The sequence below is a fragment of the Streptomyces radiopugnans genome, assembly GCF_900110735.1.
GTDB classification, from domain to species: domain Bacteria; phylum Actinomycetota; class Actinomycetes; order Streptomycetales; family Streptomycetaceae; genus Streptomyces; species Streptomyces radiopugnans.
This window is the reverse complement of record NZ_FOET01000001.1, coordinates 156965-170662: the sequence shown is the minus strand read 5'-3', so window position 1 is coordinate 170662 and position 13698 is coordinate 156965. Positions and strand designations below refer to the sequence as shown.

Sequence of the window (13698 nt, the reverse complement as noted above, 5' to 3'; positions counted from 1 at the left end):
TTAACGCTCACTAACCGAGCAAGGGGGCTCGAAGGGCATGCAGCAGGCACCTCCGCTGGTCAGCGCCGTGGATCCGGCGTCAGAGGCGGCGAGGGCGAACGAGGCCGCGCACCGCGAGCTGGCCGCGCGACTGCGCGAGAAGCTCGCCGCGGCACGGCTGGGCGGCGGCGAGCGGGCACGGGCGCGGCACACCGCGCGCGGCAAGCTGCTGCCGCGGGACCGGGTGGACACCCTGCTGGATCCGGGGTCCCCCTTCCTGGAGCTGGCTCCGCTCGCGGCGGACGGGATGTACGACGGCCAGGCCCCGGCCGCCGGCGTGATCGCCGGCATCGGGCGGGTGTCGGGCCGCGAGGTGGTGGTCGTCGCCAACGACGCCACGGTCAAGGGCGGCACGTACTACCCGATGACGGTCAAGAAGCACCTGCGCGCGCAGGAGGTGGCCCTGGAGAACCGGCTGCCGTGCGTGTACCTGGTGGACTCCGGCGGCGCCTTCCTGCCCATGCAGGACGAGGTCTTCCCCGACCGCGAGCACTTCGGGCGGATCTTCTACAACCAGGCCCGGATGTCCGGCGCGGGCATCCCGCAGATCGCCGCCGTCCTCGGCTCGTGCACGGCGGGCGGCGCCTACGTGCCGGCGATGAGCGACGAGGCCGTGATCGTGCGCGGCCAGGGCACGATCTTCCTGGGCGGGCCGCCGCTGGTGAAGGCGGCCACCGGCGAGGTCGTCACGGCCGAGGAGCTGGGCGGCGGCGAGGTCCACTCGCGCACCTCCGGGGTGACCGACCACCTCGCCGAGGACGACGCCCACGCCCTGCGCATCGTGCGGGACATCGTGGCCACCCTCCCCCGCCGCGGCCCGCTGCCGTGGCCGGTGGAGCCGGCGGAGGAGCCGAAGGTCGACCCGGCCGGGCTCTACGGCGCGGTCCCCGTCGACTCGCGCACCCCCTACGACGTGCGCGAGGTCATCGCCCGCGTCGTCGACGGCTCCCGGTTCGCGGAGTTCAAGGCCGAGTACGGCACGACGCTGGTGACGGGCTTCGCCCGCATCCACGGCCACCCGGTCGGGATCGTCGCCAACAACGGCATCCTGTTCGCCGAGTCCGCCCAGAAGGGCGCGCACTTCATCGAGCTGTGCGACCAGCGCGGCATACCGCTGGTGTTCCTGCAGAACATCTCCGGCTTCATGGTGGGCCGCCAGTACGAGGCGGGCGGCATCGCCAAGCACGGCGCCAAGATGGTGACGGCCGTGGCCTGCACCCGGGTGCCCAAGCTGACGGTCGTCGTCGGCGGCTCCTACGGAGCGGGCAACTACTCGATGTGCGGCCGGGCGTACTCGCCGCGTTTCATGTGGATGTGGCCCAACGCCAAGATCTCGGTGATGGGCGGCGAGCAGGCCGCGTCGGTGCTGGCCACCGTCAAGCGCGACCAGCTGGAGGCGCGTGGCGAGGAGTGGAGCGCCGAGGAGGAGGACGCCTTCAAGGCGCCCATCCGCGAGCAGTACGAGACCCAGGGCAACGCCTACTACGCCACCGCGCGGCTGTGGGACGACGGCGTGATCGACCCGCTGGAGACGCGTACGGTGCTCGGCCTCGCGCTCACCGCGTGCGCGAACGCGCCGCTGCCCGAGAAGGACCCCGCGGCGCCCGGCTACGGCGTCTTCCGGATGTGAGGGGGATGCGTTCCATGTTCGACACGGTGCTGGTCGCCAACCGCGGCGAGATCGCCGTCCGCGTCATCCGCACGCTGCGGCGGCTGGGCGTGCGCTCGGTCGCCGTCTTCAGCGACGCGGACGCCGACGCGCGCCATGTGCGGGAGGCGGACACCGCGGTGCGGATCGGCCCGGCGGTGGCCTCCGAGAGTTATCTGTCGATCGAGAGGCTGCTCCGGGCCGCCCGGCGGACGGGCGCCCAGGCGGTGCACCCCGGCTACGGCTTCCTCGCCGAGAACGCCGCCTTCGCCCGCGCGGTGGAGGCGGCCGGGATGGTCTTCGTCGGCCCGCCCGCCGACGCCATCGAGCTGATGGGCGACAAGATCCGCGCCAAGGAGACGGTGCGGGCCGCCGGGGTGCCGGTGGTGCCCGGCAGCAGCGGCAGCGGGCTGACCGACGCCGAACTGACCGCCGCGGCGCTGGAGATCGGGACCCCGGTCCTGCTCAAGCCCTCGGCCGGAGGCGGCGGCAAGGGCATGCGGCTGGTGCGCGACGAGTCGCTGCTGGCCGAGGAGATCGCCGCCGCGCGGCGCGAGGCCCGCGGCGCCTTCGGCGACGACACCCTGCTGGTGGAGCGGTGGATCGACCGGCCCCGGCACATCGAGATCCAGGTCCTGGCCGACGGCCACGGCACCGTGGTGCACCTGGGCGAGCGCGAGTGCAGCCTCCAGCGCCGCCACCAGAAGATCATCGAGGAGGCGCCCAGCCCGCTGCTGGACGAGACCACCCGCGCCGCGATGGGTGAGGCGGCCGTACGCGCCGCCCGCTCCTGCGGCTACCGGGGCGCCGGCACGGTGGAGTTCATCGTCCCCGGCGGCGATCCGGCCGCCTACTGCTTCATGGAGATGAACACCCGCCTCCAGGTCGAGCACCCGGTGACGGAGCTGATCACCGGCCTGGACCTGGTGGAGTGGCAGCTGCGGGTGGCGGCCGGCGAGCCGCTGGCCTTCGGCCAGGAGGACGTCCGCCTGAACGGGCACGCGGTGGAGGCCCGGATCTGCGCGGAGACGGCGCGCGCCACCGGCGAGAGGGTGGACTTCCTGCCGTCGGCCGGTACCGTCCACCTGCTCTCGGAGCCCTCGGGCGAGGGCGTCCGCGTGGACTCCGGGCTCGCGCAGGGCACCGAGGTGGGCACCGTCTACGACCCGATGCTCGCCAAGGTGATCGCCCACGGTCCGGACCGGGCCTCCGCGCTGCGGCGGCTGCGTTCCGCGCTGGCGGAGACGACCGTGCTGGGCGTGGACACCAACACCGCCTTCCTGCGCGCCCTGCTGGCCCACCCGGCGGTGGTCTCCGGGGAGCTGGACACCGGCCTGGTGGACCGCGACGCCGCCTCGCTGCTGCCGTCGGCCGTGCCGGACGAGGTCTACGCGGCGGCGGCTCTGCTGCGGCACGCCGCTCTGGAGCCTTCGCCCCCCGCCTCCGCGGACGGCTCCGCCGGCTGGACGGACCCGTTCTCCGCGCCGACCGGCTGGCGGCTGGGCGGCGAGCCCGCCTGGACGGTCCACCACCTGCGGACACCGGGCCATGAGCCGGTGGCCGTGCGGGTGCGCGGGCGGGCCGACGGCGCCGAGGTCCGCGTCGGGGACGCCGAGCCGGTGAGTGCCGCGCTGCGGCCGCAGGACGGTGGGGATTCCGGCGGGGAATCCGGCCGCGCGCTGCTGACCTGGGACGGGATGACCCACTCCTTCGCCCACACCCGCTTCGGCGGCAGCCGCTGGCTCGGCCGCGACGGGCAGAGTTGGCACCTGGCCGACCACGACCCGGTCGAGGCGGCCCTGCGGGGCGGCGCGGGGGCGCACGGCGCCGACGCGCTGACCGCGCCGATGCCCGGCACGGTCACCGTCGTCAAGGCGGCCGTCGGCGAGGAGGTCACCGCCGGCCAGAGCCTGCTGGTGGTGGAGGCGATGAAGATGGAGCACGTCATCGCCGCCCCCTACGACGGGGTCGTCACCGAGCTGGACGTCACGGCGGGCAGCACGGTCGCCATGGACCAGGTGCTCGCCGTCGTCGAGCCGAAGGGCTCCGCGCCGGACGGCGATTCGCCGGCGCCGTCGGAGAAGCCGGGGCCGGAGAAGGAGGCCGCGCGATGATCGAGGGTCTGCCCATGGCCGTTGCGGCCGAAGGGCTTCCGGACCGCGTCCGCATCCACGAGGTGGGCGCGCGCGACGGTCTGCAGAACGAACCGTCGACCGTGCCCGTCGAGGTGAAGGCGGAGTTCATCCGCCGGCTCGCCGACGCCGGGCTGCGCACCATCGAGGCGACCAGCTTCGTCCACCCCAGGTGGGTGCCCCAACTGGCCGACGCCGAGGAGCTGTTCCCGGCCGTGGCCGACCTCGCCGACCGGGCGGGCGCCGACGCCGTACGGCTGCCGGCGCTCGTGCCCAACGAGCGCGGCCTGGAGCGGGCGCTGGCCCTCGGCGTCCGCGAGATCGCCGTCTTCGGCAGCGCCACCGAGTCCTTCGCCAGGGCCAATCTCAACCGCACCGTCGACGAGGCCCTGGCGATGTTCGAGCCGGTGGCCGCCCGCGCGAAGGAGGCGGGCGCCGGGGTCCGCGGCTATCTGTCGATGTGCTTCGGCGATCCCTGGGAGGGCCCGGTGCCCGTCGCGCAGGTGGTCGGCGTCTGCCGCCGCCTGCTCGACCTCGGCTGCGACGAGCTGAGCCTGGGCGACACCATCGGCGTGGCCACCCCCGGCCATGTCACCGCCCTGCTGGCCGCCCTGAACGACGCGGGCGTGCCCACCGGCCGCCTCGCCGTCCACTTCCACGACACCTACGGCCAGGCCCTGTCCAACACCCTGGCCGCCCTCCGGCACGGCGTCACCGCCGTGGACGCCTCCGCCGGCGGCCTCGGCGGCTGCCCGTACGCCAAGAGCGCCACGGGCAACCTCGCCACCGAGGACCTGGTGTGGATGCTGCACGGCCTCGGCATCGATACCGGGGTCGACCTCGGCCGCCTCACCGCCACCAGCGTGTGGATGGCCGAGCGGCTGGGGCGGCCCAGCCCGTCCCGCACGGTCCGCGCCCTCTCCTCCCAGGGAACCCACGACACCCGCGGCTCCCAGGGCACCCAGGTCTCCCGCGACTCCCACAAGGAGCAGTGACAGCCATGTCCCTTGACCACCGCCTCTCCCCCGAGCACGAGGAACTGCGCCGCACCGTCGAGGAGTTCGCACACGACGTCATCGCGCCGAAGATCGGGGAGTTCTACGAGAACCACGAGTTCCCCTACGAGATCGTGCGCGAGATGGGCCGCATGGGCCTGTTCGGCCTGCCCTTCCCCGAGGAGTACGGGGGCATGGGCGGCGACTACCTCGCCCTGTGCCTGGCCCTGGAGGAGCTGGCCCGGGTGGACTCCTCGGTCGCCATCACCCTGGAGGCCGCCGTCTCGCTGGGCGCCATGCCCGTGTACCGCTTCGGCACCGAGGAGCAGAAGCGCCAGTGGCTGCCGAGGCTGTGCTCGGGCGAGATGCTCGGCGCCTTCGGCCTGACCGAGCCCGAGTGCGGCTCGGACGCGGGCGGCACCCGCACCACCGCCGTACGCGACGGCGACGAGTGGGTGATCAGCGGCACCAAGTGCTTCATCACCAACTCCGGCACCGACATCACCGGTCTGGTCACCGTCACCGCCGTCACCGGCCGCAAGCCCGACGGCCGCCCGGAGATCTCCTCGATCATCGTCCCCTCCGGCACCCCGGGCTTCACCGTCGCCGCGCCCTACTCCAAGGTCGGCTGGAACGCCTCGGACACCCGCGAGCTGTCCTTCTCCGACGTCCGGGTCCCGGCCGCCAACCTGCTGGGCGAGGAGGGCCGCGGCTACGCCCAGTTCCTGCGCATCCTGGACGAGGGCCGCATCGCCATCTCCGCGCTGGCCACGGGCCTGGCCCAGGGCTGTGTGGACGAGTCGGTGCGGTACGCCGGGGAGCGCCGCGCCTTCGGCCGCCCCATCGGGGCCAACCAGGCCATCCAGTTCAAGCTGGCCGACATGGAGATGCGCGCCCACACCGCCCGTATCGCCTGGCGCGACGCCGCCTCCCGGCTGCTGGCGGGCGAGCCGTTCAAGAAGGAGGCGGCCATCGCCAAGCTGTACTCCTCGGAGATCGCGGTCACCAACGCCCGCGAGGCCACCCAGATCCACGGCGGCTACGGCTTCATGAACGAGTACCCGGTGGCCCGTATGTGGCGGGATTCGAAGATCCTGGAGATCGGCGAGGGCACCAGCGAGGTCCAGCGCATGCTGATCGCCCGCGAGCTGGGCGTCGCCTCCTCCTGACCGGGCGGTCCGGGCCGACGGGCAGGCAAGCGGGGTGGGGCGCCGTCGACGGCGCCCCACCCCGGTCCCGCACATCCAGCCCCTCACACCCGGTCCCGCACACCCGGCAGGGCTGCCGGCCGGACGGGCCGGTCAGCCGAGCCGGTCAGGCCGGGGGCAGTTGCTGCTCGGCCCAGATGACCTTCCCGCTCCCGGTGTACCGGGTGCCCCACCTCTCGGAGAGCTGCGCCACCAGGAACAGCCCCCGTCCGCCCTCGTCCGTCGTCGCCGCGCGGCGCAGGTGCGGCGAGGTGCTGCTGGTGTCGGAGACCTCGCAGATCAGACTGCGCTCCACCCTGAGCAGCCTGACCCGCACCGGCCCGGTGGCGTGCCGGATGGCGTTGGTGACCAGCTCGCTGAGGATCAGCTCGGTGGTGAACACCGTCTCCTCCAGCCCCCAGTCGGCCAGCCGCCGCGCGACCTCCTCGCGCACGGCGGAGACCGCGGCGGGCTCGGAGGGCACCTCCCACGACGCCGCCTGGTCGGCGGCCAGGGCCCTGGTACGGGCGACGAGCAGGGCGACGTCGTCGCGCGGGCGCCCGGCCAGCATCGCCCCGGTCACCGCGTCGCAGGTCTCCTCCGGGGAGCGGCCGGCCCCGGTCAGGGCCTGCGCCAGCAGATCCAGTCCGGCGTCGATGTCACGCGCCCGGTCCTCCACCAGCCCGTCGGTGTACAGCACCAGCCGGCTGCCTTCGGCCAGTTCGATCTCGGCCGACTCGTAGGGCGGCGCGCCCAGTCCGAGAGGGGCGCTGACGGGCGTGTCGGGGAACTCCACCTCGCCGTCGGGGCGGACGACCGCGGGAGGCGGATGCCCGGCCCGGGCCATGACACAGCGCCGGGAGGCCGGGTCGTAGATCGCGTACAGACAGGTGGCGCCCATCATTCCGTGGGTGCCGTCCGGCGTCCCGTTCTCGCCGTCCCCCTCCTGATCGCTACGGCTCACCAGTTCGTCGAGATGCCCGATGATCTCGTCGGGCGGCAGGTCCAGGGCGGAGAAGTTGTGGACGGCGGTCCGCAGCCGCCCCATGGTGGCGGCCGCGTGCAGTCCGTGGCCGACCACGTCGCCGACCACCAGCGCCACCCGGGCGCCGGACAGCGGGATCACGTCGAACCAGTCGCCGCCCACCCCCGAGTGGGCGGGCAGATAGCGGTAGGCGACGTCCAGCGCGTCCTGCTCGGGCAGGGCCCGCGGCAGCAGGCTGCGCTGGAGCGTGGCGGCCATGGTGTGCTCGCGCGTGTAGCGGCGGGCGTTGTCGATGGCGACCGCGGCCCGGGCCACCAGTTCCTCGGCCAGGGACAGATCGTCCTCGTCGAACGGCTCGGGCTTCTCGGAGCGCCAGAAGTTGACCAGTCCCAGAACCATGCCGCGCGCCTGGAGGGGCGCCGTGATCAGGGAGTGGACGCCCTCCGCCATGATCCCCCGGCTGCGCTCGGGGTCCTGTGCCTGCCAGCCGGGTGCGTCGGTCAGGTCGGCCTCCAGGACCGCCTGCCCCGACCCGTAGCCCCGCGCCTGCGGGGTGGAGGGGACGAACCTGATGAGGTCTCCCCTGGCGTAGAAGGAGGGGACCTCACGGATCCCCGCGGCGGCCACCCTGCGCATGCCCACCGCCTCGCCGGTGGGCTCCTCGCCCCGCAGCACCGGCTCGGCCAGGTCGACGGTGACGAAGTCGGCCAGGCGGGGTACGGCGGCCTGCGCCAGCGCCTCGGCGGTGCGCACCATGTCCAGCGTGGTGCCGATCCCCGTGCCCGCGTCGTACAGCAGCCGCAGCCTGCGGCCCGTCGCCTCGGCGCGCTCGGAGAGCAACCGCATCTCGGTGGTGTCCCGGAACGTCGCCACACTGCCCGACGGGGATCCGTAGCGGTCGACGGGCTGCTGGTTGACGGCCAGCATCCGCTCCCCCGCCATGTGGACCTCGTCGACGGCCACCCGCGCGGACGCCAGCAGCCCGCCGAGGGGCGGCGGGAGACCGAGGTCGGCGACGGGGCGGCCCTCGGCGTCCGGAGGCAGGTCCAGCAGCCGGCGCGCCTCGTCGTTGGCGAGCACCAGCCGGCCGTCGGCACCGGCGATCAGCACGCCTTCGCGGACGGCGTGCAGGACGGCGTCGTGGTGCTCGTACATGCGGGTCATCTCGCCGGGACCCAGACCGCGGGTCTGGCGCAGCAGCCGCCGGCTGACCACCGCCGTGCCCGCCATGGACAGCAGCAGCGCCCCCGCGGATGCGCCGAAGAGAAGCGGGAACTGACCTCCGGCGGTGCCCTCGACGCTCTCGACGGTGATGCCCGCGGAGACCAGGCCCACGATGGAGCCGCCCGCGTTCCGGACGGGGACGACCGCCTGCACCAGGGGGCCGATGGTGCCGACGATCTCCTCGGTGACGACCTCGCCCCGCAGCGCCGGTTCGATGTTGCCGACGAACTTCTTCCCGATCCGGTCCGGCATGGGGTGGGTGTAGCGGATCCCGTCGGTGTCCGTCACCACGAGGAAGTCCACACCGGAGCGTTCCCTGGCCCGTTCGGCGAGCGGCTGGAGCCGTGTGGTGGGGTCGTCGCTCGCGAGCACCGCGGGCAGACCGGGCGCGGCCGCGAACGTCTCGGCGACCGCGACCGACCGGTTGCGCGCCTCCCGCGTGCTGTCGTTGCGCGCCTGCACCACCAGGGCCGCCACGGCCGCGAGGACGAGCAGGAGGACGAGGACGGCCTGGAGGACGAACACCTGACCCGCCAGACTGCGCACGCCCAGCAGTGAGCCGGGGTGCCGCTCCGGCGGTCGTCTCGCCCTCTCCCCGGGATCCCGGCCCTCCGTTCTCCCGCCCTCATGCCGTTCCGCTGGTGAACGCCGGGCACCGAGCAGTCGGCGCAGTGAATCCCGAGATCGGTCGGAAAGTCCGATCACATGCCCATTCTTAACACTGTTCTCCGCTTCGAGGCGAACAGCCCCCGTCCGCGGCCAGGGAGAGCCATGGCCCCGAGCGGCGCGGAAGGGCTTCAAAAAATCTTGGCCACTCCTTCGGGCGCACCCGCCGGAGTGGGTAAGGAAAGAGAACAGGCACCTCACCAGAAGTAACCGGGAGAACACACATGGCTACTCCCATCGGCGCGAGCGCATTCGTCGCCGCGCTCAGGAAAGAGGGGCTCAGAGTCGTCGAGGTCGGTAGCTGGCGCACCCACAACCGCAACCACAAGGGCCCGTGGGGGCCGGTGCACGGCGTGATGATCCACCACACCGTGACCTCCGGGTCGGCACGGACGGTCGAGATCTGCCGCACCGGCTACTCGACGCTGCCGGGTCCGCTGTGCCACGGCGTGATCACCAAGGACGGGCGGGTCCACCTGGTCGGCCACGGCCGCGCCAACCACGCCGGCATGGGCGACGACGACGTCCTGCGCGCCGTCATCGCCGAAAGATCCCTCCCCCCGGACAACGAGGCGAACACCGACGGCAACCGCCACTTCTACGGCTTCGAGTGCGAGAACCTCGGCGACGGCCGCGACCCCTGGCCCGCGGCCCAGCTGGACGCCATCGAACGCGCCGCGGCCGCGCTCTGCCGCCACCACGGCTGGAAGGCGGAGTCCGTGATCGGGCACCTGGAGTGGCAGCCCGGCAAGGTCGACCCGCGCGGTTTCTCCATGAACACGATGCGCGCCCGCGTACGCGAGCGCCTGAACCACAACCCCGGCTGGGACTGGGGTGAGGAGGACGACGTGCCCAAGGTGATCGGCGAGTACCAGACCAGCGACATCCGGCTCGCTCCCCGGCAGTGGAAGACCCTCGACATCAAGGGCACCGACATCCTGACCGGCGCGACGCGCTACCAGGTGATGGCGCACCTCACCGCCGCCCTCCCGGCCGGATCCACGATCCAGGGCCGCTTCTACCACCTGCGGCCGGACGGCACCCGCTGGGAGTCCGGGATCATCGAGCGCGTCGGCACCCCGGGGAACACCTACGCCGACTTCCACCACTCCGGCAGCATCGCGCGCGGCGAGAAGCTGCGCTTCGAGGCCGCCTACTACCCCGCCGATCCGAACGACGACGCCCCGGTGACCATCGTCACCTCGCGTCTGCGCGGCCTCTACTGGGACTGACGGACGCCGGGGCCGGTGCGCACCGGGGCCGACGGGCGGGGGTCCGGTCCGGCGGCTGAGACAATCACCGCATGACCGAGATACTCCAGCGGGCGGGGAACTGGACGTTCGACGGCGGCACGGTGCGCATCGTGCCCGGGCACCACAAGAGCGTGCACAGGCTGCGGAGGCTGCTCGGCGAGGTGGCGGTGCCGCTGCAGGCGGTGTCGGGGATCGCCTACGAGCCCGGCCGCAAGGCCGGCCGGCTGCGTCTGCGGCTGCGGCACGGCGCCGACCCGCTCCTCCAGGCCGCGGGCGGACGGCTGCCCGACGCCGCCGACCCGTACAGCCTCGAGGTGGAGCCGGATCGCGCCGGGGTCGCCGAGTACTTCGCGGACGAGCTGCGCAACGCCCTGCTGCTGGAGCAGGTGCCCGTCGCCGAGCCGTGCGACCGCTACCTGCTGCCCGGCCCGCCGGTGCCGCTGACGGTGCAGGGCACCGACGGGACGGCCTCCTTCGACGGGGACCGGGTGCGGATCGACTGGAACTGGGTGGCGGAGGGGAGCAAGTCCTCCGCCGGACCGCGGACGTTCGCGCTGCACGAGCTGGCGGGTGTGGAGTGGTCCCCGGCGGTCGGGCTGGAGAACGGCTTCGTGCGCTTCCACCCCAAGGGCTCGCACGCCGTCCTCAAGCCCGACCACGACCCCAACTGCCTGGTGCTGTGGGGGGTTCGGCAGGCCAAGGACGTCAGCTCGGTGCTGCTGGCCGCCGCCGTCACCGCCCGGCTGCCGCACCCCTCGGCCTCCGCGTCCGCTCCCGCCCTGCCACCCGCGGACGGCCCGCGGTCCGAGGCCGGCTCCGGTTCCGGCTCCGAACACGGCTCAGGGCCTGGCTCCGAGGGGGCCGACCACGACGTCCTGCTGCGGCGGCTGCGCGAACTGGGCGAGCTGCGCCGTGACGGGGTGCTCACCGACGAGGAGTTCACCGCGGCCAAGCAGGCCGTGCTGCGCCGCTTCTGACAGCGGGAGAGCGGTGGAAGGGGACGGAAGGCGAGGGGAAGCGGCGGAGGGTGAGGGGGAGCGGCGACCGGGCCGCCTCGGCCCCACTTCCCCCCTTCGGCCCCGACCCTGCCCGATATCGGGCAGATTTCTTGCACAAGGGCGAGTGCGGGCCTCAGTATCTACGAGTGCTCGAACGCCCCTCGGCCCATGACGACCTCGTGGACCACCTCGTCCGCTCCACGCCGCTCCGGCGCGGCGAGGCGGCCCGGGTGGTCCTGGACGTCCTGGCGTACTTCGACGAGACGGTCGAGGAGTTCGTGCGCCGCCGCCACCGCGAGCTGCAGTCCCGGGGGCTGGCGAACCAGGAGATCTTCGAGCGGATCACGGCCGAACTGCCGCACCGCGCGGTGGCCCCGCCCGGACTCTCCCTGCGGCAACTGCGCCGCATCGTCTACGGCTGACCGCCGCCCGCCACCCGCGGCGCCGGTCGGCCGCCGAAGGACCGGGCGCCCGCGGACCGGGCATCCGGAACGAACCGACCGAGAGCCTTGAGGACCCCGTATGTGCGGAATCGTGGGATACATCGGCGGGCGCGACGCCGCCCCGCTCCTGCTGGAAGGCCTTCAGCGCCTGGAGTACCGGGGTTACGACTCCGCCGGCATCGCCGTCCACGGCAGCGGCACCGGCCGGGCCGCGGGCCTGCGCACGGTCAAGGCCAAGGGCCGCGTACGCGAGCTGGAGGCGCGCCTGCCCGAGCGCTTCGCGGGCACCACCGGCATCGCCCACACCCGCTGGGCCACCCACGGCGCCCCCAGCGACGAGAACGCCCACCCGCACCGGGACTCCGGCGGCCGCGTGGCCGTCGTCCACAACGGCATCGTCGACAACGCCGAGGAGCTGCGCGCGCGGCTGACCGCCGAGGGCGTGGAGTTCGCCTCCGAGACCGACACCGAGGTCCTCGCCCACCTCGTCGGCCGCTCGCAGGCCCCGACGCTGGAGGAGCGGATCCGCGAGGCGCTGCGCCACATCGAGGGCACCTACGGCATCGCCGTCCTGCACGCCGACTTCCCCGACCGCATCGTCGTGGCCCGCAACGGCTCACCGGTGGTGCTCGGCATCGGCGAGCACGAGATGTTCGTCGCCTCCGACGTGGCCGCGCTGGTCTCCCACACCCGCCAGGTGGTCACCCTGGACGACGGCGAGATGGCCACCGTCAAGGCCGGCGACTACCGCACCTGCACCACCGAGGGCAGCCGCACCTCCGCCGTCCCCACGACGGTGGAGTGGGAGGCGCAGTCGTACGACATGGGCGGCCACGACACCTACATGCACAAGGAGATCTCCGAGCAGCCCGACGCCGTGGACCGGGTGCTGCGCGGCCGGATCGACGACCGCTTCGCCACCGTCCGCCTCGACGGCCTCAACCTCGACGCCCGCGAGGCGCGCGGGGTGCGCCGGGTGAAGATCCTCGGCTGCGGCTCGGCGTACCACGCGGGCCTGATCGGCGCCCAGCTGATCGAGGAGCTGGCCCGGGTCCCCGCCGACGCCGAGCCCGCCAGCGAGTTCCGCTACCGCAACCCGGTGGTGGACCCCGACACCCTCTACATCGCCGTCAGCCAGTCCGGGGAGACCTACGACACCCTGGCCGCCGTCCAGGAGCTGCGGCGCAAGGGCGCGCGGGTACTGGGCGTGGTCAACGTCGTCGGCTCGGCCATCGCCCGCGAGACCGACGGCGGCGTGTACGTGCACGCCGGGCCGGAGGTGTGCGTGGTGTCCACCAAGTGCTTCACCAACACCGCCGTCGCCTTCGCGCTGCTCGCCCTCCACCTCGGCCGCATCCGCGACCTGTCGGTGGCCGACGGCCGGCGGATCATCGCCGGTCTGCGCAGGCTGCCCGGCCAGATCGCCGAGATCCTGGAGCGGGAGGAGGAGATCGCGAAGCTGGCGGCGGAGTACGCGGACGCGAGGTCGATGATGTTCGTCGGCCGGGTGCGCGGCTACCCGGTGGCGCGCGAGGCGTCCCTGAAGCTCAAGGAGGTCTCCTACATCCACGCCGAGGCGTACCCGGCCTCCGAGCTCAAGCACGGTCCGCTGGCCCTGATCGAGCCCGCCGTGCCGACCGTGGCGGTCCTGCCCGAGGACGAGCTGCTGGAGAAGAACCGCGCCACGCTGGAGGAGGTGCGGGCCCGCGGCGGCCGCATCCTGGCCGTGGCGCACTCCGAGCAGGAGAAGGCCGACCGCACGATCGTGGTGCCGCGCAACGAGGTGGAGCTGGACCCGATCCTGATGGGCGTCCCGCTGCAGCTCCTCGCCTACCGCACGGCCCTGGCCCTGGGCCGGGACATCGACAAGCCGCGCAACCTGGCGAAGTCCGTGACGGTGGAGTAGGCCGGGAGCGCTCCCGGCCGCGGAAGGCGCGGGCGGTCCCCCCGTACGTGCCACCGGGCGCACGAGGGGACCGCCTCCCTGTGCCGGCGTCGCCCATCACGCCGGCGGTGGGCCGCGGCGTGGGACCGTCACCTCCCGCGCGGCGGCACGCTGCTGTCTGTATGCCCGTCACAAGCGCACAATCCACCTCCGGGCGGGGGTGGATTCGCCGACTCCCCTTCT

At 73.4% G+C, this 13698-nt stretch carries 8 protein-coding genes and 1 pseudogene; 8 read left to right on the top strand and 1 reads right to left on the bottom strand.

Going from position 1 to position 13698, the window contains the following annotated elements:
- Positions 1 to 37: 37 nt before the first annotated feature.
- Genes BMY40_RS00725 through BMY40_RS00710 form a run of 4 tightly spaced genes read left to right on the top strand, consistent with a single transcriptional unit; the run spans position 38 to position 5983 of the window.
- Positions 38 to 1669 (top strand): carboxyl transferase domain-containing protein, encoded by a 1632-nt coding sequence (locus tag BMY40_RS00725; RefSeq protein WP_093654259.1) that lies wholly within the window; start codon positions 38 to 40, stop codon positions 1667 to 1669.
- Positions 1670 to 1683: 14 nt separating this feature from the next.
- Positions 1684 to 3801 carry an acetyl/propionyl/methylcrotonyl-CoA carboxylase subunit alpha gene (locus BMY40_RS00720; protein ID WP_093654257.1) on the top strand — a complete coding sequence of 706 codons (2118 nt, stop codon included), beginning with the start codon at positions 1684 to 1686 and terminating at the stop codon, positions 3799 to 3801.
- Positions 3798 to 4814 (top strand): hydroxymethylglutaryl-CoA lyase, encoded by a 1017-nt coding sequence (locus BMY40_RS00715; protein WP_093654255.1) that lies wholly within the window; start codon positions 3798 to 3800, stop codon positions 4812 to 4814. The genes BMY40_RS00720 and BMY40_RS00715 overlap by 4 nt, the downstream gene beginning before the upstream one ends.
- 5 nt (positions 4815 to 4819) lie before the next feature.
- Positions 4820 to 5983 carry an acyl-CoA dehydrogenase family protein gene (locus tag BMY40_RS00710; RefSeq protein ID WP_093654253.1) on the top strand — a complete coding sequence of 388 codons (1164 nt, stop codon included), beginning with the start codon at positions 4820 to 4822 and terminating at the stop codon, positions 5981 to 5983.
- 145 nt (positions 5984 to 6128) lie between these two features.
- Here BMY40_RS00710 and BMY40_RS00705 read toward each other — a convergent pair whose 3' ends face one another.
- A complete protein-coding gene (locus BMY40_RS00705; protein WP_425443070.1) occupies positions 6129 to 8747 on the bottom strand; it encodes a SpoIIE family protein phosphatase in 2619 nt (872 codons plus the stop codon).
- 365 nt (positions 8748 to 9112) lie between these two features.
- On the opposite strand from BMY40_RS00705, the pseudogene BMY40_RS29030 reads away from it, so the two are divergent.
- From BMY40_RS29030 to glmS, 4 genes and pseudogenes are all read left to right on the top strand, one after another.
- Positions 9113 to 9685: pseudogene (locus BMY40_RS29030) on the top strand (N-acetylmuramoyl-L-alanine amidase); the annotation flags it as partial.
- Between the two features lie 494 nt (positions 9686 to 10179).
- Positions 10180 to 11106: a DUF4429 domain-containing protein gene (locus BMY40_RS00695; protein WP_093654249.1), complete on the top strand. Its 927-nt coding sequence runs from the start codon at positions 10180 to 10182 to the stop codon at positions 11104 to 11106.
- A gap of 167 nt (positions 11107 to 11273) precedes the next feature.
- Positions 11274 to 11549: a hypothetical protein gene (locus tag BMY40_RS00690; RefSeq protein ID WP_093654247.1), complete on the top strand. Its 276-nt coding sequence runs from the start codon at positions 11274 to 11276 to the stop codon at positions 11547 to 11549.
- Between the two features lie 100 nt (positions 11550 to 11649).
- Entirely contained in the window at positions 11650 to 13476 is a 1827-nt protein-coding gene (gene glmS / locus BMY40_RS00685) for a glutamine--fructose-6-phosphate transaminase (isomerizing) (RefSeq protein ID WP_093654245.1), read from the top strand.
- The last annotated feature ends 222 nt before the right edge of the window (positions 13477 to 13698 follow it).